Raw genomic sequence first — 17,835 nt, 5'->3', positions numbered from 1 at the left:
TTCCCGAACAAGAGGCGAACGTGACTGTGGTACCAGGGGTGAACTCCACCCATATCAAGAACTTCGGGGATCTCGAGGCCGCCGCCCGCAATGGGGCGCGCCGGGCCGTGTGGGACTTCCTGGAGGGCGGCGCCGGCGCCGAGCGCAGTGTCGCCGCCAACACCGGCGAGTTCGACCGGTGGACCTTCCGGCCGCGGATCCTCTCCGGCAGCAAGCCGCCGTCGCTGGAGACGACCTACCTCGGCTGGCCGTTGCGGCTGCCGGTGGCCACCGCGCCGTTCGGCGCTGACGGCGTGTTCCACCCGGAGGGCCAGCTGGCCGTGGCGGGGGCCGCGCAGGACGCCGGCGCGCTCGCCCTGGCGCCGCACGTCTCCACCCACCCGCTGGAGAAGATCCGCGAGGTGGCGCCCGACGCGGCGCTGATGTTCCAGCTGCATCCGGTCGGGAGTCTCGCCAACTTCCGGCGGCTGGTCCGCCGGGCCGAGTCGGCCGGCTACCGCGGCCTCGTCATCACCGCCGACTGCCCGACCGCGGGCTACCGTGACCGCAACCTCGCCAACCAGTTCGTGTACGAGGACGTCATGCGCGGCAACTACCGCGGTGAGGAGGAGCACGCGGCGGAGATGTTCGGCGAGTTCCGCGCCATGACCCAGCCGGTGTGGACGTTCGACTACCTGGCGGAGGCGCTCGGCGAGACCTCGCTGCCGGTAGTGATCAAGGGCGTCATGACCGGCGAGGACGCCCTCCTCGCCGCGGAGATGGGCGCCGACGGCGTCATCGTCAGCAACCACGGCGGACGCCAGCTCGATTGCACGCCCGCCACGCTGCGGCAGTTGCCTGAGGTGGTCGAGGCGGTCGGCGGCCGGATCAGCGTCGCCGTCGACGGCGGCATCCGGCGCGGCACCGACGTGCTGAAGGCCCTCGCCCTCGGCGCCGACCTCGTGGTGATCGGCCGCCTGGCGGCCATGGGGCTCTGCGCCGGCGGCCGGGACGGGGTACGCCTGGCCCTGGAGATGCTGGCGGCGGAGATGGTGAAGTCGCTCGCGCTGCTCGGACGGTCGAGCGTGGCCGAGGTCGACCGGTCCATGCTCCAGCCGGCCTGACGAGCGGAACCCAGGGAGATGCGGATGCACGCAGAACAGCCCGGACAAGCCCCTGCCGCCGTCGTGTCGGCGGAGGGCGTGTCCATGACCTACCACGGGCGCCGCGGCGCGGTGAACGCCCTGTCCCATGTGGACTTCACGCTCAGGCAGGGCGAGTTCGTCGCGCTGCTGGGCCCGTCCGGCTGCGGCAAGTCGACGCTCCTGAACATGGTCTCCGGCCTGATCGCGCCGACCAGCGGGACGCTGACCTACCGCGGCGAGAGCATCGACGGCCCGAACACCAGCATCGGGTACATGACCCAGCGGGACTCGATCCTGCCGTGGCTGACCGTCGCGGAGAACATCGAGCTCCCGCTGCAGATCCGTCACATGCCCGCGCGGGAGCGGCTGGCAAGGACCGCCGCCTACGTCGAGATGGTCGGACTCAAAGGCTTCGAGAAGACCTACCCGGCGGGTCTGTCCGGCGGCATGCGCAAGCGGGTCGGCCTCGCCCAGGCACTCGTGTACGAGCCGGAGACGCTGTTGCTGGACGAGCCGTTCGGCGCGCTCGACGCGATCCTGCGGCTGCGCATGCAGGCCGAGCTCCTCGCCCTGACGGAGAAGCTCGGGGCGGCGGTCCTGTTCGTCACCCACGACATGGACGAGGCCATCACGCTGGCCGACCGGGTCGTGGTGATGAGCGCCCGCCCCGCCCGCATCATCGACGAGATCGAGGTCGACCTGGCCCGGCCGCGCGACCTGGAGCAACTGCAGTTCACGTCTGGGTACCAGGAGGTCCGGCGCCGGGTCTGGCAGAACCTCGGGCAGGAGATCCACGCCGCTGACAAGGAGATGGCCAACGATGAGTGACACGGAGACGCTCGCCAAGAGTGTCGTGGCCGACCCGCCGGCCGGCTCGCACCCACGTCGCAAGCTCAGCCCGAAGGTCACGATCGCCCTGGGGCAGATCGTGGTGGTGATCGTCTGGCTCGGTTCATGGGAGTGGCTGTCCGGCCGGGTGATCGACCCGTTCTTCTCCAGCTCGCCCAGCGCCATCGGGCAGCAGCTGGCCGAATGGTTCAGTACGGGCTCGATCTGGGTGCACCTGTTGATCACGTTGCAGGAGTTCGGCGCCGGCCTGCTGGTGGGCAGCGTGGTCGGCGTGGTCGTGGGCTTCACCCTGGGCCGGCTGCCGACCACGGCGGCCATACTCAACCCGTTCGTCACGGTCGTCTACAGCATGCCGAAGCTGGCCCTCGCGCCGCTGTTCGTGCTCTGGTTCGGCATCGGGTTCGGGTCCAAGATCGTCCTTGTCGGTCTGATCTCGTTCTTCCTGGTCTTCTACAACACCTTCACCGGCGCGCGTGACGTCGACCCCCTCTACATCGACTCGCTGCGGATCATGGGAGCCAACCGGCTGACCATCTATCGCCGGGTGATCATGCCGTCGGCCGCGGTGTGGGTGATGACCGGTCTGCGCATCGCCGTGCCCCAGGCCGTGATCGGCGCCGTCGTCGGCGAGCTGATCTCGTCCAACCAGGGCATCGGCTACATCATCGCCAACGCCGCCTCCTTCTTCAACACGACCGGCGTGCTGGCCGGCGTCGCCCTGGTCGCGTTCGTGTCGGTCCTGCTCTCCCAGCTGATCATCATGGTGGAGCGCTGGGCGACCCGGTGGAAGCAGGGCTGACATGCATCCCACCGCATACCTCGCCCGCTGGGCCGCCGGCGTACGGTACGACGCGCTGCCGCCCGGCGTGGTGGACCGCGTACGCGGGCTGCTGCTCGACCACCTCGGGGTGGCGGTGCTCGGCAGCACCCGCGAGCACCACCGGCGCTGGGCCGCGGCCGAGCTCGGCCTGGCGGGCGGCGAGCCCGGTGTGAGCACCGTGACCGGCACCTCGCTGCGCGTCGCACCTGACCGGGCGGCCTTCCTCAACGGCGTCGCCGGCTCGTCCGGCCCCAACCTCGACGACGTCTGGCACGGCTCACTCGGGCATCCGGGCGTCGGCACGTTCCCCGCCCTGCTCGCGCGCGGCGAAGAGGTACGGGCGCCCGGCACAGCCCTGGTCGAGGCGGCCGTGGTCGGCTACGAGGTCGCGATGCGGATCGGCTCGGCCCTCGGCCGCTCCGCGTTCGACCGCGGCTGGCATCCCCGCGGCGGTTGCAACACCGCCGCCGCCGCCGTGGCCGCCCTCAAGGTCGCCGGCGAGCAGCGCGCCGACGTCTACCACGCGGCCTTGGGCCTGGCCGTGAACGCCGCGGCCGGCGTGGTCGGCGCCGCGTACTTCTCCGACGCCTGGTACGCGCTCTCAGGCCAGGCGTCCAGGGAAGGGCTGCTCGCCGCGCTCGGCGCGCGGGCCGGGCTGCGGGCCACGGACGAGCCGCTGGCGGCCGAGCGCGGTTACCTGGCAGCGGCCTCGGACCGGATCGACCTCGGCGTTCTCACCGATGGCCTGGGTGGCGAGCCGATGCTGATGCAGTCGGGCCAGAAGCTTTATCCGTCCTCCGGCGCGACGCACGCCGCTCTGGAAGCCGCGGTGGCCGCCCGCGGCGAGCTCGGCTGCGACGCGGCGGAGATCGTCGCGATCGACGGCTGGGGGTTCCGCGAGATGGTCGACGTGCTCGGCCGGAGGCACCCGGCGACGGCGCTGGCGGCGAGCATGAGCACGCCGTACGTGATCGCGTGCGGGGTGCGCGACGGGGGATTCGACCTCTCGCACCTCGATGCCGAGCAGATCGCCGACCCGGAGCTCCGTCGCCTGCAGTCGGTGACGCGGCTCGTTGTCGACCACCGGCTCGACCGCCTGCCGCCCCGGCATCTCGGCGCCCGGATCCGGCTCACGGCCCGCGGTGGGAGGCAGGCCACCGTCGAGGTGCTCGCCGCGAGCGGGCACGCAGGGAACCCCCTCGGCTTCGATCGTGTGGCCGGCAAGGTGCGGCGGCTGCTGGCCGGCGTCTGGCCGGAAACACTCGTCGACCGGCTGATCGACGAGGCGGCCGCTGTGCCGGAGACAGATGTGGACAACCTGATGCGGACGGTGCGGTCGTCCGATTAACGTGTCTGCTCGATCTTTCGGCACCATTGGTGTCGACCATCGTGTGAAGGAGGTTGTGAGATGACCGCGTCGAGCATCGTCCCCACCGTCGTGGACGCGGTCGCGCAGCCCCAGCCGCCGGTCGGCGCCGATCCCGAGGCCGCCGGCCGGGCTCGGTCAGGGCTGGCCCGGACGTTCTCGATCATCAACCTGCTCGCCTCGAAGGCACCGGAGGCGCTCGGGGTGTCGGCGATCGCGCGTGACCTCCAGATGCCCAAGACGGTCGCCCACCGGATCCTCAAGGAACTGGCGGCCGACGCCTTCCTCGCCTTCGACACCACGACCAAGCAGTACCGGCTCGGCCCGGGCGCGCTCACCGTGGGGCTTGCGGCGCTCCGCACACTCGACGTGCCCAGAACCGCCCGCCCCCACCTCGCGCGCCTGGTGGAGGCCAGCGGCGAGACCGCCACGCTCTCCATCCGCCAGGGCTGGCAGCGGGTCTACGTCGATCAGGTGCTCTCCCCGCACGAGGTGCGGATGTCGGTGGCGCTCGGCCGGATGTACCCACTGCACGCGGGATCTTCGTCGAAGGCGATCCTGGCCGTGCTGTCCGACGAGACGATCGAAGAGTTCCTCGCCCAGCACGCGCGGGCCAGTTTCACCTCGCGGACGATCACGTCGGCCGACGCGCTCCGCGACGACATCGCCGAGATCCGCCAGCGAGGGTACGCGGTGAGCTACGGCGAGCGCCAGGCCGGCGCGGCCAGCGTCGCGACCGCCATCCGCGACGCGTGGGGCGAGGTCGTCGGCTCCATCTCGCTGTGCGGGCCGCGGGAGCGGTTCGCGGAGCACATTCTGCGTCACGGGGCCGCGGTGGCCGAGGCGGCCCGCGCCGTGTCCCGCGAGATCGGGCACGGGAGCGCCCGGTCCTAGCGGGCGTTTCAGGCGAGGGAAGAGACTGGGTGAACACGCGTTCCGGGGCGGGCGAGCGCCTCACCGCACTGGGTACGCAGCTGCTGGAGGTGCACCTCTGGTTGCGCGAGATGCTGGACGACCTCCAGGACGGCATCGACGACTACGTGGACGGCAAGGGCATGCCGCCCCGTGACCTGCGCGCCCACTGCCTGTCCTTCTGCACTGCGCTGACCCGCCACCACACCGGCGAGGACAAGGGCGCGTTCCCGGCGATCGCCGAGGAGTTCCCCGAGTTGCGCAAGGTGCTCTCCGACCTGCGTACCGACCACAACCAGATCGACTGGCTCATGGGGAACCTGCGCAAGCTCCTCGACTCCCTCCCCGAAGAGCCGGACCCTGCCACGGCGGCCAAGGTGCGCGAGGAGGTGGGGGCGCTGTCGGCGGTCATGCAGACGCACTTCATCTACGAGGAGAAGAAGCTGATCTCAGTCCTGAACTCCATGGACGTGCCCGAATGGCGCGACAACCGGCCCGACTTCCTGCTGATCGACAACGACGCCTGACATTCTCCGGGGCCTTCACGGATCCGCCCCAGGTGAGTAATTTCGCAACCGTGATGCCCCGGATAGTTCCCGACGCGGCGCGTACGCCTTTCGCCGGCTCCGAGTGAGCGGTCAACCGGAGATCACCCCAGATCGACCACGGCACCACCAAGTCGCTGTACGCCAGCGACCCGGACGGCCTGCAGTTCGAAGTGTGCTGGCTGGTGCCCGCCGACAGGATCGCCGAGGTGACCCGCGAGGCCTCCGCCCCGCTGGACATGGACGCGGTCATCGCGCAATTCGGCGCGGACCTCCCGGGCGGGACAGGTATATCCAGCCCGCCGCTGAACCAGTAGACGCCGTCGGGTCGTCATGCCCGGCCCGCCGGGGTTACTCAGCGGCCTTACGGGGTTGTCGCGGCCCGTTCGGGCTCGCTGCGAAGGACGCAGAACTCGTTGCCCTCGGGGTCGGCGAGAATGGCCCAGCCCGTGCCATCGGGATTGCGGTGGTCGGCGACGAACGTGGCGCCCAGCCCCAGGAGGCGATCGACCTCCTGTTCGCGCGAGGTCTCGGGACGCAGGCAGAGGTGGAGCCGATTCTTGCTCGTCTTGCGCTCCGGCACTTGGTTGAAGTGCAGGAGTGGCCCCTGCGGTAGCAGGACCTGCGTCTCCTCGTCTCCGGGCCTGTCTTCAGGATGCATGGGCCAGCCGGTTACCTGACTCCAGAACCGGGCGAGTCCGTACGCATCCACACAATCGATCGCCACGTTCTGCACCACCGAGACCATGCAGACATTCTGCAGCACCGCGGATCTGGGTAGCCCGGGGCCGACGGCATTGGAAGAATCAGGATGTGTTCCCGCCGCAGCAACGTATGACGGCGCTTGTCTCCGGAGCCGGCTACCGCGGCGACGAACCCATCGTCGTCGGGGTGCAGCGACACGACGAGCCGCCGGTGGTCCTGGCCCAAGGGGTGACCGCCGCCGATCAGCCGGTGACCGCCACGACCCGTATCTACGCCGCGTCGCTGTCGAAGCAGATGACCGCTGCCTGCGCGGCGCTGCTCGCCCAACAGGGGGCGCTCGACCTGGAATCGCCCCTGTCTCGCTGGTTGCCCCGCCTGCCGGCGTGGGCCGCCACCGTCCGGGTGCGTCACCTCGTCCATCACACAGCGGCCTTGCCCGCCGACGCGAGGATCGATGCCACCGTCGGCGACGCCGACCGGACCACCTCCGACGTCATCGACGCGCTCGCCCGATTCGACGTCCTGGACCGCCGGCCGGGAACGGCACACGTCTATTCCAACGCCGGATACGTCTGCCTGGCCGCGGTGGTGGAAAGAGCGGCGGACACAGCGTTGCCTGACTTCGCCCAGCGCCACCTCTTCTCCCCGCTGGGGATGGCCGACACCCGCTACTGGTCCGGGCCCGGCCCCACACCCCCAGGTGCCGCACCGCTTGCCCGCCCTCGTCCTGCCCCGCTGTCCCTTGGTGACGGAGGTGTGTGGACGACGCTCAGCGACCTGCTGCGCTGGGGCCAGGCGCTCAACGCCGATGCGCTCGGCATCTCAGAGCTCATGCAGACCCCGGGACGGCTCGACGACGGAACATCGATCGACTACGCCTGGGGGATCGGCGTCCGGTCACACGCCGGCCACCGCGTCTACCGGCACGGGGGAGGCTGGTCCCGTCTGCGCGCCCTGCACGCCCGGGTGCCCGGCCTGGGCGTGAGCGTGGCCCTGCTGGCGATCGACGACCATACCGAACGCCGGGTCCCGCTCATGGGCAGCCTTCTCGACGAGGTGATCAGAGCGATCGAGCCGGGTGGGCCCGCTTTCGTGCAGCCGTGACCGGGTGGCTTGTTCGTACGGGTCAGCGCGGCGGGCGGTGGTCCTTGTGCACGACGACGGACCCCTTGCCGCGCCTGGTGACGATCAGTCCTTCTTCCCGGAGGAGCTTGAAGGCGAGGCGCACGGTGGGCCGGGAAACGCCGAACTCGTCCTCGAAGCGCACCTCGCTCAGGACGGACTGCGGCGGGTAGACGTCCTTACGGATCCGCTCGGCGATGACCTGAGCGATCTGCTCGTACTTGTAGAGCGTCTGATCCCACGCGAACTCATCGTGATCGGTCACGCTGATAACGCTAAAGGGCTATTGACCTCACGCCATAGAAGCTGTATGTACATGAATTCAGCTTACATCACATGACAGCACCTAACAGGTTGCGCTAGAGTCGGCCGTGACCAGCGGCTTCTGGCCTGATCTAGAGGAGAGCACATGGATCTGTACGGCAGTCACCTCGGGGAGGTGTCGTTCCATCGGGTGTGTGGCGGGAACCAGCAGGAGGAGGACATGGAGTCGTGTGTCCTGATCGCCCCGATCCCGGGAGTGGAGGACGCCTACGCGCTGCGTGACTCGAAGAACCCGGATGCCGGGACGCTCCGGTTCACCGGTGACGAGCTTCGCGCCGCCGGGTTGTCCACTCTCTAGGAACTGCGCGATGAACGGCGGTCCCTGCCTGATCGAAGCAGACAGGGACCACCGCCCTCGCAACTCTACGGGAGTTCCTCATGATGCATTGGCATGCCTACCAGTGGGTCGGTACGGGAACTGACCGCGAGAACGAGGCCGAGCGCCGGCCGTCCTCGCCGGCCTTCGCGTCGTCGATGGTGCCGCCGATGCGGACCGGCGACTGGCTGGCCAAGCCCGCCTCGCGCATCGCGGGAACCTTCCATGAGGTGGAGCAGGCCGTCGGATGGCTGGCGGGGGAGTACGGCAAGGTCCGGGAGGCGCTGCGGCCCGGGGGCGTTCCGGTGGAGGAACGACTCGACTCCGCCCGCGACCTGCTGTCCCGGGGCGTGGACGTGCAGTGGGGCGAATGGCTGCACGGCGGCCGGTTCGTGACGCTCGGAGTGATCTGCTGTCCCAACCGCCACACCTCCCACCCCTGCCCGCTCCGCCGCCCCGCCTCGTAACCCTCGGCACGTACAACATGTTCTGGAGGTCGGCATGGCTTTGGAGGAGTTCCACGGCCCGCATCCCCAGCCCTCGCGAGAGGGGCACACCGGTATCGCCTGGTCCGCCGTGATCGCGAGGTGTGGGTCCATCCGGGTCCGAGCCCACACCTGCGTGTGCTCGACGACGTCGTACGAACTATGCGTGGCGGGCGGCCTCGGCCACATCCGCCGTACGAGGAGATCGAGCGCAGGCGTCCAGGTCAGCGAGAGTCCTTGGCTCCGGATCGGGCAGGCCAAGCAGCTGTGGGAGGACCTCCTCAACGGCCGCGCCCGTTGACGGCGGCGACGCCCCGGCGGATCTCTTCAGCCGTGTTACCTGGTTGTTCGGACTTGCGGGTCCACGTTCGATGGGCGGACTATCATGACGGCATGACCGCTCCCCAGCATCGCGCGCACATAGCCGAGCGCGTCCAGCGTTTGGAATCGTGGGCATTCCGTGCGGATGGGGAGATCGCGGACATCAAAGCCGCGATCGAGCACCTTCCTGTGGCCCGTCAAGAACTGCTGGTGCACACCGCGCCGATGGCTAGTTGCGCCACCCGCGCAACGCGGCAGGACCTGGAAGCCCTGGAACGCCGTCTTACGGACCGCCTGGGCAGTCTTGAGGGCACGGTGGAACGTCGCCTGTCCGGTGTGGAGTCGCGTCTCGATCAGGTCCTGGCCGCCCTCGCCAAGCCTGAAAGCTGAAGGGGACACACGAGTTCGCCCTCCTCTCCTGGTGCCGCCGGTCCCGGGACATGGCCGAGCCCGGAAGAAACGATCAGGCGGTGCGGCACCCGCCTTGTCGTCCGAAAGGTCGATCTCTAGACAGCGCTGAGCGCCCGTTGCTGTCTTCCGTCGCGTTCGCCGTACGAAAGGCTCCTGAAGGAACGGACTGAGCCCGTCGTCACGGTCCGGACGGTGGTGCGGCCACCTTGACGTTCGTGAGGGTCAGGCCGGTTATGTCGGCGGCCACGTCCGCGCGCTGCACGTGGGCGAACGTGCTGTCCCTGATCGTGACGTCCCGCAGCGGCTGCTCGGGATACCCCCGCAGCAGGTACGCGCTGCGCGTGCGGTCGCTGCGCAGCCCCGCCACGTTGATGTTGCGGATGGGGGGCGGGTCGTCGCCGTTGTGGCCGTCGCCGTGGTAGAGGTCGATGGAGACGGCCTCCTTGGTCAGCTCGCTGATCTCGACGTCCTTGACGAAGACGTTCTCGACGTATCCGCCCCGCACGGAGTTCGTCTTGATGTAGAGGCCGAAGTAGAGCCCGGGGCCGCCCCAGCGGCAGCGGCGGACGAAGACGTTGCGGATGCCGCCGGTCGTGTCGGTGCCGATGGCGACCGAGCCGTACCGGTAACGCATGTCGCAGTCCTCGATCAGCACGTCCTCGCACGGCACCCCCACCCGCCGCCCGTCGGGACCGCGGCCGGCCTTGATGGCGATGCAGTCGTCGCCGACGTCGAAGACGCAGCCCGAGATCACCACGGAGCGGCAGCTCTCCGGGTCGCAGCCGTCGTTGTTGGGCCCGCGCGAATAGATCGACACGTTCCTGACCAGGACGTTCTCGCACCGCACCGGATGGATCTCCCACATGGGGGAGCGCACGATGCGCACACCCTCGACGAGCACGTTGCGGCACAGGTACGGCTGGATCATGTTCGGCCGCAGGTGGTGCCCCGCGCCGAACACGCGCTCCTCGACCGGCACCCCCTCCGCGGCCATCCGCTGCAACGCGGCCCAGTCGCCGGCCTCGTCCGGCATGCCGGGCTCCCAGCCGAAGGCGGGCGTGCCCACCCACCACCACCAGTGCTCGGGCCCGGCCCCGCCGTCGAGCGTCCCGGCGCCGGTGATGGCGATGTTCTCCTGGCCGTGGGCGTAGATGAAGGGGGAGTAGTTGTAGCACTCGATGGCGGAGAAGCGGGTGAAGACGGCCGGGAGGTAGTCGGCGGGGTCGGTGCTGAACAGGATCGTCGCGCCTTCCTCCACGTGCAGGTCCACGTTGCTGAGCAGGTGGATCGCGCCGGTGAGGTAGGTGCCGGGCGGCACCCGCACGTGCCCGCCGCCGCTCTCGTGGCAGGTCTCGATCGCGGCGCGGAACGCCCCGGTCCACGTGTCCCCGTCCCCGAAGCCGGTGACGTCGAACCACCGGTCGGGGAACTCGGGCGGCCGTACCCGCTCGCGCAGCTCGTCCGCGTACCGCCAGGCCTCTTCCTCGTTCATGACACCTTCCTTGCGTGCAGGGCGTGGTGGAGGGGCAGGGCGATCACCCAGGACGGGTTCCACGTGTTCGCCTCGCCCTTGCGCTGCCAGTTGGTCTGGAAGAACCCCTCGCCCTGCTCGCCGGGCACGTCGAAGCCCCAGTCGCCGGGCTCCGTGCAGATGCCCTGCCCCATGGCGTGCAGGATCGTCTCGGCGCGTTCCGCGTAGTGCGTCCTGCCGGTCATCAGGCCGAACTCCATCAGCTCGGACGTCGGGAAGAACACGTCGAGGTGGTGGTTCTGCACGCTGACCGAGGGCCAGCCGCACGCCTTGAAGCCGCGCCGCTCGAACGTGCTGCCCGCGTCGAACTCGGGCGACCACACGTAGACGAACGTCAGCAGCCAGTCGGCCGCCGTCTCCGCCCATCGCGCGTACGTCTCGCGCCCGGTGAGGCGGTAGAGCTCGAAGGCGGCCTGGAAGTAGTACATCCCGGCCTCCTTGTCCTCTCCGCTGGCGTCGAGGGTGGCGTGGGCGAAGGGCCGCTCGAACGTGGCCGCGTGCAGCCGGTGGTAGCGGCCCAGCAGTTCCTCCGCGCGCCGCAGCCACACCTGCTCGCCGCTCAGCCGGTACGCGCCCAGCAGGGCCTGCACGCACGACACCCCGGCCGCGGTGATCATGGTTGAGAACGGGACGCCGCCGGGGGTCCAGCCGAGCGGCACGATGCCCTCGGGCAGCCGGGTCCGCCAGAAGAACGCGGCGGCGTCCTCCACCGCCTCCTCCCAGGCCGGCGGCGCCGTCAGGCCCGCCTCGCGGAACCGCAGCGCGAGCTCGGCCAGGTCGGCGACCGTCTCGCCGTGGGCGCGGCTGGAGAAGAAGGCGGCGCCGTCCTTGCGGAACGTCTCCCACCGGTCCTCGTCGAGCAGGTAGCGGCCGTGGCGCAACCCGCGTACGGAGGCCGTGCTGCCCTCGACGTAGAAGCCGGCGGCGCGGCGGGCGCGCCCGACCCGCTCCGGCTCGTCGCGGCCGAGGCCGAGCTCGGCGTCGCAGCGGGCCAGTTTCATGCACTGGCCCGTCCAGCCGTACAGGTACGACCGGGGCTTGCCCGGCCGGGGTCTGTCGTAGGCGAGGTAGCCGTCGCCCGCCCAGCGCGCGTCCATGGCGTTCGTCTTGAGCCGCACGATCTCGTCGCGGGACAGCGGCCTGGCTCCCCGGCCGTCGTAGAGCCCCGTGCGGAGGAGTTTCGTGAAGCCGAGGCCGCGCGGCTCGACCGGGCCCCAGTCGAGGGTGTGGCGGGTGGTGACGGTCTCGCCGGGTGCCAGGTCACGGTAGCCGACGGGACGGTCCGCCACCTCCGCCTTGCTGACGTAGCAGACGTCCGGCCTGCCGTCGAAGGCGATCACGCCGGTCATGGCCGCGACGGTGAGGCCCGGCGACCGTACGACGCCGAGCGAGCCGTACGCGACCGTTCCGTCGCCGAGCCTGGTCGCCGCGGGATGGGCGAACAGGCTGACGTAGCGGCCGTCCCAGGCGGCGTTGACGGCGGGGATGGGCAGGCGGTGCTCCTCGCTCACGAACCCCTCGCGGGGGACCTTCTTGCGCGGGTCGGACGAGGGGTTGCCGTTGTAGAGGACGCCGGGCATGGTGACGTGCGCGTCCGTGGTGGGGAGGGGCAGCAGGAGGCCGGCCGCCACGTCGGCGACCTCCTGCCCGGCGTCGTTGCGCCAGGTGGTGGTGAGGGTGAGCAGGCCGCCGGGGGCGAAGGCCAGCTCGAGCCGGGCGCTCAGCGGCCCGAGCCCGGCCGTGACCACGATGGTCCCGCCCGCCGAACGTACGCGGACGGAGTCGCCGAAGGCGGGCTCGATGCGCCACGGGCGGCCCGTGGACGCGGTGAGCATGCCGCTCAGCGGGGCCCGCAGGTGCGGCCCGTCCACGTCGCGGCGGCGCAGCACCAGTTCGGGCCCGCCAGAACCGGCCACCACCTCGACGACCTTCCCGCCCGGCTCCTCGACGGCCATGAGGACGCCCGCCGTCATGGGCGCCGCCGGATCCTGACGGCCTGGCCGACCGTCCCCGGCAGCGGCACCGCGATCGTCCCGCCGTCCAGCACTCCGAGCGGCGTGACGGTCATCTCCCACGTGTCGATCACCTCGACCTCGTACCGCCCCTCCGGCACCTCGTACGTCCTGTCGGGGAAGCGGTGCTCCCCGCAGTACTCCAGGTAGAACTCCCCGGGCACCTCCAGCATCGGCGCGTCCCGATCCCGGTAGCGCGCCTCGTCCGGGGTCCCGGCGATGACCTGGCGCAGCAGCGCGAGCCTGGGCACGGCGGCGCCGGTGAGCGTGCCGCCGTCCTGCGACCAGGTCAGCCCGTCGTCGTCCGCGTACGACTCGCCGTGCGTCAGGTAACGCCGCCGTACCGACCCGTCCCAGGCCATGGTGACGACCTTCTCGGGCGGCAGGCTCAGCGACGGGTCCTCGCCGTCGCCCTCGTACCCGCACGCGTCCATCAGCACCGGCTTGTGGTGGTCGCGCGTGGGCACCCACGCGTCGCGCGGGCTGGGCGCGCGGACGCTGCCGTGCGTGAAGGTGCGCCGCCACAACAGCGGCGAGTCCGCGGGGACGGTGATCGAGCGCGGATGGTGGCCGGGGTCCTCCTCGGCCACCAGGTCGGCCAGCCGCACCCAGTCGTGCTCGGTGAACGCGGGGAACGGCGACGGGTCGGCGGTGAGCGACCACCACACGTTCGGGTGCGCGGCCAGGCGGGGCACCACGTCGCGCACGTAGCGGCAGGCGGTCTCGACGTCGGACACGCCCTCGCCGGGATGCATGAGCACCAGCTCGGCGGTCACGCCGATCCCGGCCAGCTCCGCCACCCGCTCCTCCAGCGCGTCGAGCGAGCAGCGGGTGGCGAACGCCGCCATCCGCACCCGGTCGAACGGCGACGACTCCAGCGAGGCCAGGGTCCGCGTCCGCCGCTTCTCGTCGTGCAGGTGCCAGCCGAGCGCGGTGGTCGCCATCGGCCCGATGCTCATCGGTCTCCCACTCTCGTCATCCGCAGCGCCAGGTACGGCCTGCGCGGCAGGCCGACCCGCACCTGTTCGCGGTGCACCCCGTCGATCGGGGTGATGGTCATGTTCCAGGTGTCGATCAGCTCGACCTCGTAGGCTTCGCCCGCCGGCAGGTCCACCGTGACCTGGGCCGGTTGGCGCCGCCCCAGGTAGCGCAGGAGGGTGCCGTCACGGCGCTCCTCCATGATCGTGCGCAGGAAGGCGATCCTGGCGGGGCTCTCGCCGTACAGGCCGCCGCCGTTGCCGATCCACGCGCGGTCCTGGAAGCCGGCCAGCGACTCGCCGTGGCCCACGTAGCCGCCGCGCGTCATGCCCTCCCAGAACCGGTCCATCAGCTCCTGGCCGGTGACGTTGCCCCAGCGTTTGCCGATGTTGCCCTCGTAGGAGATCTCGTCGATCACGACGGGCTTGGGGCAGGCCGCCAGCCAGGCGTCGGTCGGGGTGGCGTCCCAGTGCTGGATGCTCTGGTGCGTGATCCACGGCCTGGTGAAGTCGTACATCGACGCGACCTCGAACATGCGCGTCCCGTTGTGGATGGAGCGCAGGTGCTCGTACGGGTCGTGCCGCACGATCGTGCGGAGGATGTCGTCCCAGTCGGCCACGGTCTTCGACCGGTTGAAGTCGTACTCGTTGGCGGCCGACCACCACACGTTGCGGTAGGCGGCCAGGCGGGCGATGACGTGGCGCACGAAGGCGTGGTCGACCTCGCGGCCCATGTCCTGGAAGCCGCGCACCCCGCCGTCGTACGGGTGGAAGAGGATCACGTCCGCCTCCACGCCGAGGTCACGCAGCTCGCGGACCCCCGCCTCCAGGTGGCGGAAGAACACCGGGTTGAACCGGGTCAGGTCCAGCCCGTCCGGGTCCTTCCCGGCGAACGGCACCTCCGGCGGCGCCATCGGCCCCGTCGGCAGCACGCACATGCGCAGCTTGTTGAACGGCGACGCCTTGAGCGTCCGCAGCGTCTGGCGTTCCCGCTCCCGGTCCATGTCGTGCGTCCAGTGGTACGCGGTCGTGCCGAACGGCAGGTACGGCGTGCCGTCCGCGTATTCGAAGCCGGTGCCGGCGGCCCGCACGGGGCCGTGGTTGCCCGGGCCGGGCGGCCCCACCTCGAAGCCGCCCGAGCATCCGTCCAGCTCTTCCACGTTGCTGACAGTCGTGAACCGCCACGGACCCACCGCGTCCGGCATGAACCGGACGCGGTAGACGCCGTCCCCGTCGTAGAAGCCCTCGGCCTCGACGACGCGGTTGCGGTACTGGTACCGGGCCGACAGGCGAACGTCCGCGAAGGGGTTGCCGCCGGTCGGTCCGGCCAGTTCGATCTCGTGGACGCCCCAGCGTTCCACGGTGGTGGAGAAGGTCACCAGTCCTTGCCCGCTTCCGCCTGTGCCTTGATGTAGTTGGGGATGTCCTGCTGCTGGGACAGGCTCAGCGCCTGCTCGGGCGTCCCGCCGTCACGCAGGATGTGCTGGCGGTAGACCGACCACAGCGGCAGGTCCCAGTACTCGGTGTTCTGGTAGTTCGAGATCACGGCGTTCTCACCCCAGTAGACGGCCGAGGCGTCGATCTTGGCCAGTTCGGGGATGGCCTTGCCGAAGCTCTGCACGACCTTGTCGGTCTGCAGGACCGCCTTGACGCCGTGGCTGGAGAATTCGGTCTGGCCCTCCTCGGAGACCAGCCACTTCACGATCTGCAGCGCCTGGTCCTTCTTGGGCGAGGACGGCGGGATGAACGCGGCCCGCGTGTTCGGCTGGTAGATCGTCTTGGCGCCCTTCTCGAGCATCGGGATCGAGCTGACGCCGATGTCGACGCTCTTGGCCTGCTCGGCGAAGGCGGCCTCGTCGCCGTCCTCGATGAACAGCTCGCTGCCGGCGTACATGTTCAGCCGCGACAGCGTGTCGACCGCCATGGCCAGGTGGCCCGGCTGGCTCATGTCGCCCTTGAAGTAGTCGGTGACGGTGGTGAAGTCGTTGCGCGGGATCTCCAGGAAGCGGTACAGGTTGTCGACGTACGTCTTCCAGGCGTCACTGCTGATGTCGACCTTGACGTCCTCGGGCTTGGGCTCCTCGCTCGTCGTCGGCAGGAACGGGTAGAGACCGGCCTGGTTGAAGTCCAGGTACTGGTCGGGGTGCTGCATGTAGCCCTTGTAGTGATCAAGGCCGTCGTCCTTGGTCAGCTGCTTGGCCTTCTTGAACGCCTCGTCGTACGTCATGCCGGGCTTGGGGTGCTTGACGCGGAACTTGTCGAAGATCTTCTTGTTGTAGAGCAGCACGTGCTCGTCGATGAACAGCGGCACGCCGTAGATCCCGCCGTCGGAGCGCGACCTGGTCAGCTCCACCGCGGACTTGTTCAGCGTGTTCAGGTCGATGCCGGCCTTCTCGAGGTCGGCGGTGAGGTCGCCGACCCAGCCCATCGGCTCGAGGTCGCGGTCGATGCGGTTCTTCGGGTCCTCGATGACGATGTCCGGGGTGACCCCGGCGGCCTTGAGTTCCTCGTACCGCACCGGGTAGTCCCACGTCGCGTACTTGATCTTCACGTCGGGGAACGCCGCGCGCAGCTTCTTGCCGATGATCTCGTCGAAGACCCTGGTCGCGGATTCCTGCTCACCTTGGACGGTCGACTCGAACGGCTTGTAGTTGGCGGCGAAGATGAACAGTTCGTCGTCGCAGACGCTGAACGGCACGTTGTACTGGTTGGGCACGTCCTTGCAGGCGGCCGACGGCTGCGGTGAGGCGTTGGCGGCGGCGGGGACGGCGGTGGTCATGGCGAGGGCGAGCGCGAGCAGCGCGAAGCCGCGGGACTTCTTCATGTGATCTCCCTGAGATTATTTCGAGGGCGAGTAACTGCAACGGCGCACCACGTTGCGCCGGACGCCGTTCTTGAACTCGGTGATCGTGTGCTCGGGCCAGTTGGACAGCAGGCCCACCGCGTCGCGGAGATACGGCTCGTTGAAGACCACGTGCCGGATGTTGTTGCGGTTGTAGGAATAGACCATGTGGATGAAGCCGTCGCTGCTCTGCGTCAGCACGGGATAGGTGAACTGCGGCCCTGACTGCGCCTCCACGTCGACGGAGTTCTCCCACGTGCGGCCCTTGTCGGGCGAGAGCGACAGCCGCATGGGGGAGCGGTGCTCGACCCACGGGTTGTAGGCCAGCACGAGCTTGCCGTTGTCGAGCTTGTGCGCGGCGACGCGCGAGTTGGGGTTGCCGATGGGCTCGGCGACGGGAGCGCTCCACGTGCGCGCGAAGTCGGTCGAGTCGCTCGTGTAGATGGCGCCGTCACCGGTGCGCATGTAGGCGCGCAACCGTCCCGGCTCGACCTCCACGACGGTCGGCTGGATCGACCCCTCGGGCGTGCGGATCCAGCTGCCGTGCTCCTCCGGGTACGCCTTCCACGACGACATGTCCTCGCTGAAGACGTAGAAGCCGGAGCTGGAGCCGCCCTCGTCGTAGATGGGCAGCAGCACTTCGCCGTTGGACATGCGGATCGGGTTGGTGCCCACCATCCATCCCCACTCCTTGCGGACGGTGGTGGGTTCGCTCCAGGTCTTCCCGCTGTCGTCCGAGGTGATCAGCCGGATCGGGGCCTGTTCCCAGCCGTGTCCCTCGATCGTCACGAAGAACAGGTAGAGCCGCTTGCCGTCCGACCACAACACGGGGTTGCCGTCGGCCTTGTCCGCCTCGTCGAACACCACCGCGGGCGCGGACCAGGCGTGCTTGCCCGCCGCCAGCCGCGACATGTAGAGCGCCTGGTTCGGCGCCCCTTCCGTGGTGCCGCCGTAGTAGACGGTCAGCATGTCGCCGTTCGGCGCCTGCGCCAGCCCGGCCGCGTGCACCTTGGGGACGTCCGGGTCGGGCGCGGCGACGTCCTGGCGGCAGGCGTAGGAGCCGGTCGGCTCCACCCGCACGTCGCCGTCTCTGTCGCCGGCACTGTTGGAGAGGGAAGAGGGGACCGCCACTGCCACCGCCAGAGCGCCGTATAACATGCTCTGCCGAAGTTT

18 protein-coding genes are annotated in these 17,835 nt (G+C 69.8%); 10 read left to right on the top strand and 8 right to left on the bottom strand.

Translation table 11 applies throughout. From position 1 onward, the window contains the following. Positions 1-20 precede the first annotated feature (20 nt). The 6 genes from ACZ6SA_RS01100 to ACZ6SA_RS01075 are packed head-to-tail and all read left to right on the top strand — an operon-like array spanning position 21 to position 5,598. On the top strand, positions 21-1,103 hold the full coding sequence (locus ACZ6SA_RS01100; protein WP_347642054.1) for an alpha-hydroxy acid oxidase: 1,083 nt from the start codon (positions 21-23) through the stop codon (positions 1,101-1,103). A 24-nt stretch (positions 1,104-1,127) separates the two neighbouring features. Continuing rightward, positions 1,128-1,952 carry an ABC transporter ATP-binding protein gene (locus tag ACZ6SA_RS01095; protein WP_347642055.1) on the top strand — a complete coding sequence of 275 codons (825 nt, stop codon included), beginning with the start codon at positions 1,128-1,130 and terminating at the stop codon, positions 1,950-1,952. Then, on the top strand, positions 1,945-2,772 hold the full coding sequence (locus ACZ6SA_RS01090) for an ABC transporter permease (RefSeq protein WP_347642056.1): 828 nt from the start codon (positions 1,945-1,947) through the stop codon (positions 2,770-2,772). The genes ACZ6SA_RS01095 and ACZ6SA_RS01090 overlap by 8 nt, the downstream gene beginning before the upstream one ends. 1 nt (position 2,773) lies before the next feature. Further along, complete coding sequence (locus ACZ6SA_RS01085) at positions 2,774-4,141, top strand: MmgE/PrpD family protein (RefSeq protein ID WP_465825930.1); 1,368 nt, start codon at positions 2,774-2,776, stop codon at positions 4,139-4,141. Positions 4,142-4,201: 60 nt separating this feature from the next. Then, positions 4,202-5,053 (top strand): IclR family transcriptional regulator, encoded by an 852-nt coding sequence (locus tag ACZ6SA_RS01080; RefSeq protein ID WP_347642058.1) that lies wholly within the window; start codon positions 4,202-4,204, stop codon positions 5,051-5,053. 29 nt (positions 5,054-5,082) lie between these two features. Then, positions 5,083-5,598, top strand: coding sequence for a hemerythrin domain-containing protein (locus ACZ6SA_RS01075; RefSeq protein ID WP_465825928.1), 516 nt, complete (start codon positions 5,083-5,085; stop codon positions 5,596-5,598). A gap of 382 nt (positions 5,599-5,980) precedes the next feature. On the opposite strand, the gene ACZ6SA_RS01070 is transcribed toward ACZ6SA_RS01075, so the two are convergent. After that, positions 5,981-6,364, bottom strand: coding sequence for a VOC family protein (locus ACZ6SA_RS01070; protein WP_465825927.1), 384 nt, complete (start codon positions 6,362-6,364; stop codon positions 5,981-5,983). Positions 6,365-6,450: 86 nt separating this feature from the next. On the opposite strand from ACZ6SA_RS01070, the gene ACZ6SA_RS01065 reads away from it, so the two are divergent. Continuing rightward, a complete protein-coding gene (locus ACZ6SA_RS01065) occupies positions 6,451-7,425 on the top strand; it encodes a serine hydrolase domain-containing protein (RefSeq protein WP_465825925.1) in 975 nt (324 codons plus the stop codon). Between the two features lie 22 nt (positions 7,426-7,447). Here ACZ6SA_RS01065 and ACZ6SA_RS01060 read toward each other — a convergent pair whose 3' ends face one another. Beyond that, positions 7,448-7,708 (bottom strand): GntR family transcriptional regulator, encoded by a 261-nt coding sequence (locus tag ACZ6SA_RS01060; RefSeq protein ID WP_132633395.1) that lies wholly within the window; start codon positions 7,706-7,708, stop codon positions 7,448-7,450. A 144-nt stretch (positions 7,709-7,852) separates the two neighbouring features. Between ACZ6SA_RS01060 and ACZ6SA_RS01055 the strand changes: the two genes are divergently transcribed. The 3 genes from ACZ6SA_RS01055 (at position 7,853) to ACZ6SA_RS01045 (ending at position 9,279) form a co-directional block, all read left to right on the top strand. Beyond that, complete coding sequence (locus ACZ6SA_RS01055) at positions 7,853-8,065, top strand: DUF397 domain-containing protein (RefSeq protein ID WP_465825924.1); 213 nt, start codon at positions 7,853-7,855, stop codon at positions 8,063-8,065. A gap of 80 nt (positions 8,066-8,145) precedes the next feature. Beyond that, complete coding sequence (locus tag ACZ6SA_RS01050) at positions 8,146-8,550, top strand: hypothetical protein (protein ID WP_465825922.1); 405 nt, start codon at positions 8,146-8,148, stop codon at positions 8,548-8,550. A gap of 411 nt (positions 8,551-8,961) precedes the next feature. Next, positions 8,962-9,279, top strand: coding sequence for a hypothetical protein (locus ACZ6SA_RS01045; protein WP_465825921.1), 318 nt, complete (start codon positions 8,962-8,964; stop codon positions 9,277-9,279). A 199-nt stretch (positions 9,280-9,478) separates the two neighbouring features. On the opposite strand, the gene ACZ6SA_RS01040 is transcribed toward ACZ6SA_RS01045, so the two are convergent. From ACZ6SA_RS01040 to ACZ6SA_RS01015, 6 genes are read right to left on the bottom strand one after another with little or no spacing between them, the layout of a single operon-like run. Further along, positions 9,479-10,792: a glycoside hydrolase family 28 protein gene (locus ACZ6SA_RS01040; RefSeq protein WP_465825919.1), complete on the bottom strand. Its 1,314-nt coding sequence runs from the start codon at positions 10,790-10,792 to the stop codon at positions 9,479-9,481. Continuing rightward, on the bottom strand, positions 10,789-12,804 hold the full coding sequence (locus ACZ6SA_RS01035; protein ID WP_465825917.1) for a hypothetical protein: 2,016 nt from the start codon (positions 12,802-12,804) through the stop codon (positions 10,789-10,791). The genes ACZ6SA_RS01040 and ACZ6SA_RS01035 overlap by 4 nt, the downstream gene beginning before the upstream one ends. Beyond that, complete coding sequence (locus ACZ6SA_RS01030) at positions 12,801-13,802, bottom strand: DUF5605 domain-containing protein (RefSeq protein WP_347642070.1); 1,002 nt, start codon at positions 13,800-13,802, stop codon at positions 12,801-12,803. Before ACZ6SA_RS01030 ends, ACZ6SA_RS01035 begins: the two co-directional genes overlap by 4 nt. Next, positions 13,799-15,199: a DUF5060 domain-containing protein gene (locus ACZ6SA_RS01025; protein WP_347642071.1), complete on the bottom strand. Its 1,401-nt coding sequence runs from the start codon at positions 15,197-15,199 to the stop codon at positions 13,799-13,801. Before ACZ6SA_RS01025 ends, ACZ6SA_RS01030 begins: the two co-directional genes overlap by 4 nt. Further along, positions 15,196-16,644 (bottom strand): ABC transporter substrate-binding protein, encoded by a 1,449-nt coding sequence (locus ACZ6SA_RS01020; RefSeq protein ID WP_465825915.1) that lies wholly within the window; start codon positions 16,642-16,644, stop codon positions 15,196-15,198. Before ACZ6SA_RS01020 ends, ACZ6SA_RS01025 begins: the two co-directional genes overlap by 4 nt. A 15-nt stretch (positions 16,645-16,659) precedes the next feature. Continuing rightward, on the bottom strand, positions 16,660-17,820 hold the full coding sequence (locus tag ACZ6SA_RS01015; protein ID WP_347642073.1) for a sialidase family protein: 1,161 nt from the start codon (positions 17,818-17,820) through the stop codon (positions 16,660-16,662). Positions 17,821-17,835: the final 15 nt, after the last annotated feature.

The organism is Nonomuraea sp. NPDC049378, assembly GCF_055586745.1.
The sequence above is the reverse complement of the archived record's forward strand: the minus strand, read 5'-3'. Positions and strand labels throughout refer to the sequence as shown.

Excerpts from the sequence above, each read along its gene's own strand:
- ACZ6SA_RS01095 (WP_347642055.1), top strand. The coding sequence starts at position 1,128 with ATGCACGCAGAACAGCCCGGACAAGCCCCTGCCGCCGTCGTGTCGGCG.
- ACZ6SA_RS01090 (WP_347642056.1), top strand. The coding sequence starts at position 1,945 with ATGAGTGACACGGAGACGCTCGCCAAGAGTGTCGTGGCCGACCCGCCG.
- ACZ6SA_RS01085 (WP_465825930.1), top strand. The coding sequence starts at position 2,774 with ATGCATCCCACCGCATACCTCGCCCGCTGGGCCGCCGGCGTACGGTAC.
- ACZ6SA_RS01080 (WP_347642058.1), top strand. The coding sequence starts at position 4,202 with ATGACCGCGTCGAGCATCGTCCCCACCGTCGTGGACGCGGTCGCGCAG.
- ACZ6SA_RS01070 (WP_465825927.1), bottom strand. The coding sequence starts at position 6,364 with ATGGTCTCGGTGGTGCAGAACGTGGCGATCGATTGTGTGGATGCGTAC.
- ACZ6SA_RS01065 (WP_465825925.1), top strand. The coding sequence starts at position 6,451 with ATGACGGCGCTTGTCTCCGGAGCCGGCTACCGCGGCGACGAACCCATC.
- ACZ6SA_RS01055 (WP_465825924.1), top strand. The coding sequence starts at position 7,853 with ATGGATCTGTACGGCAGTCACCTCGGGGAGGTGTCGTTCCATCGGGTG.
- ACZ6SA_RS01050 (WP_465825922.1), top strand. The coding sequence starts at position 8,146 with ATGATGCATTGGCATGCCTACCAGTGGGTCGGTACGGGAACTGACCGC.
- ACZ6SA_RS01045 (WP_465825921.1), top strand. The coding sequence starts at position 8,962 with ATGACCGCTCCCCAGCATCGCGCGCACATAGCCGAGCGCGTCCAGCGT.
- ACZ6SA_RS01040 (WP_465825919.1), bottom strand. The coding sequence starts at position 10,792 with ATGAACGAGGAAGAGGCCTGGCGGTACGCGGACGAGCTGCGCGAGCGG.
- ACZ6SA_RS01035 (WP_465825917.1), bottom strand. The coding sequence starts at position 12,804 with ATGACGGCGGGCGTCCTCATGGCCGTCGAGGAGCCGGGCGGGAAGGTC.
- ACZ6SA_RS01030 (WP_347642070.1), bottom strand. The coding sequence starts at position 13,802 with ATGAGCATCGGGCCGATGGCGACCACCGCGCTCGGCTGGCACCTGCAC.
- ACZ6SA_RS01020 (WP_465825915.1), bottom strand. The coding sequence starts at position 16,644 with ATGAAGAAGTCCCGCGGCTTCGCGCTGCTCGCGCTCGCCCTCGCCATG.
- ACZ6SA_RS01015 (WP_347642073.1), bottom strand. The coding sequence starts at position 17,820 with ATGTTATACGGCGCTCTGGCGGTGGCAGTGGCGGTCCCCTCTTCCCTC.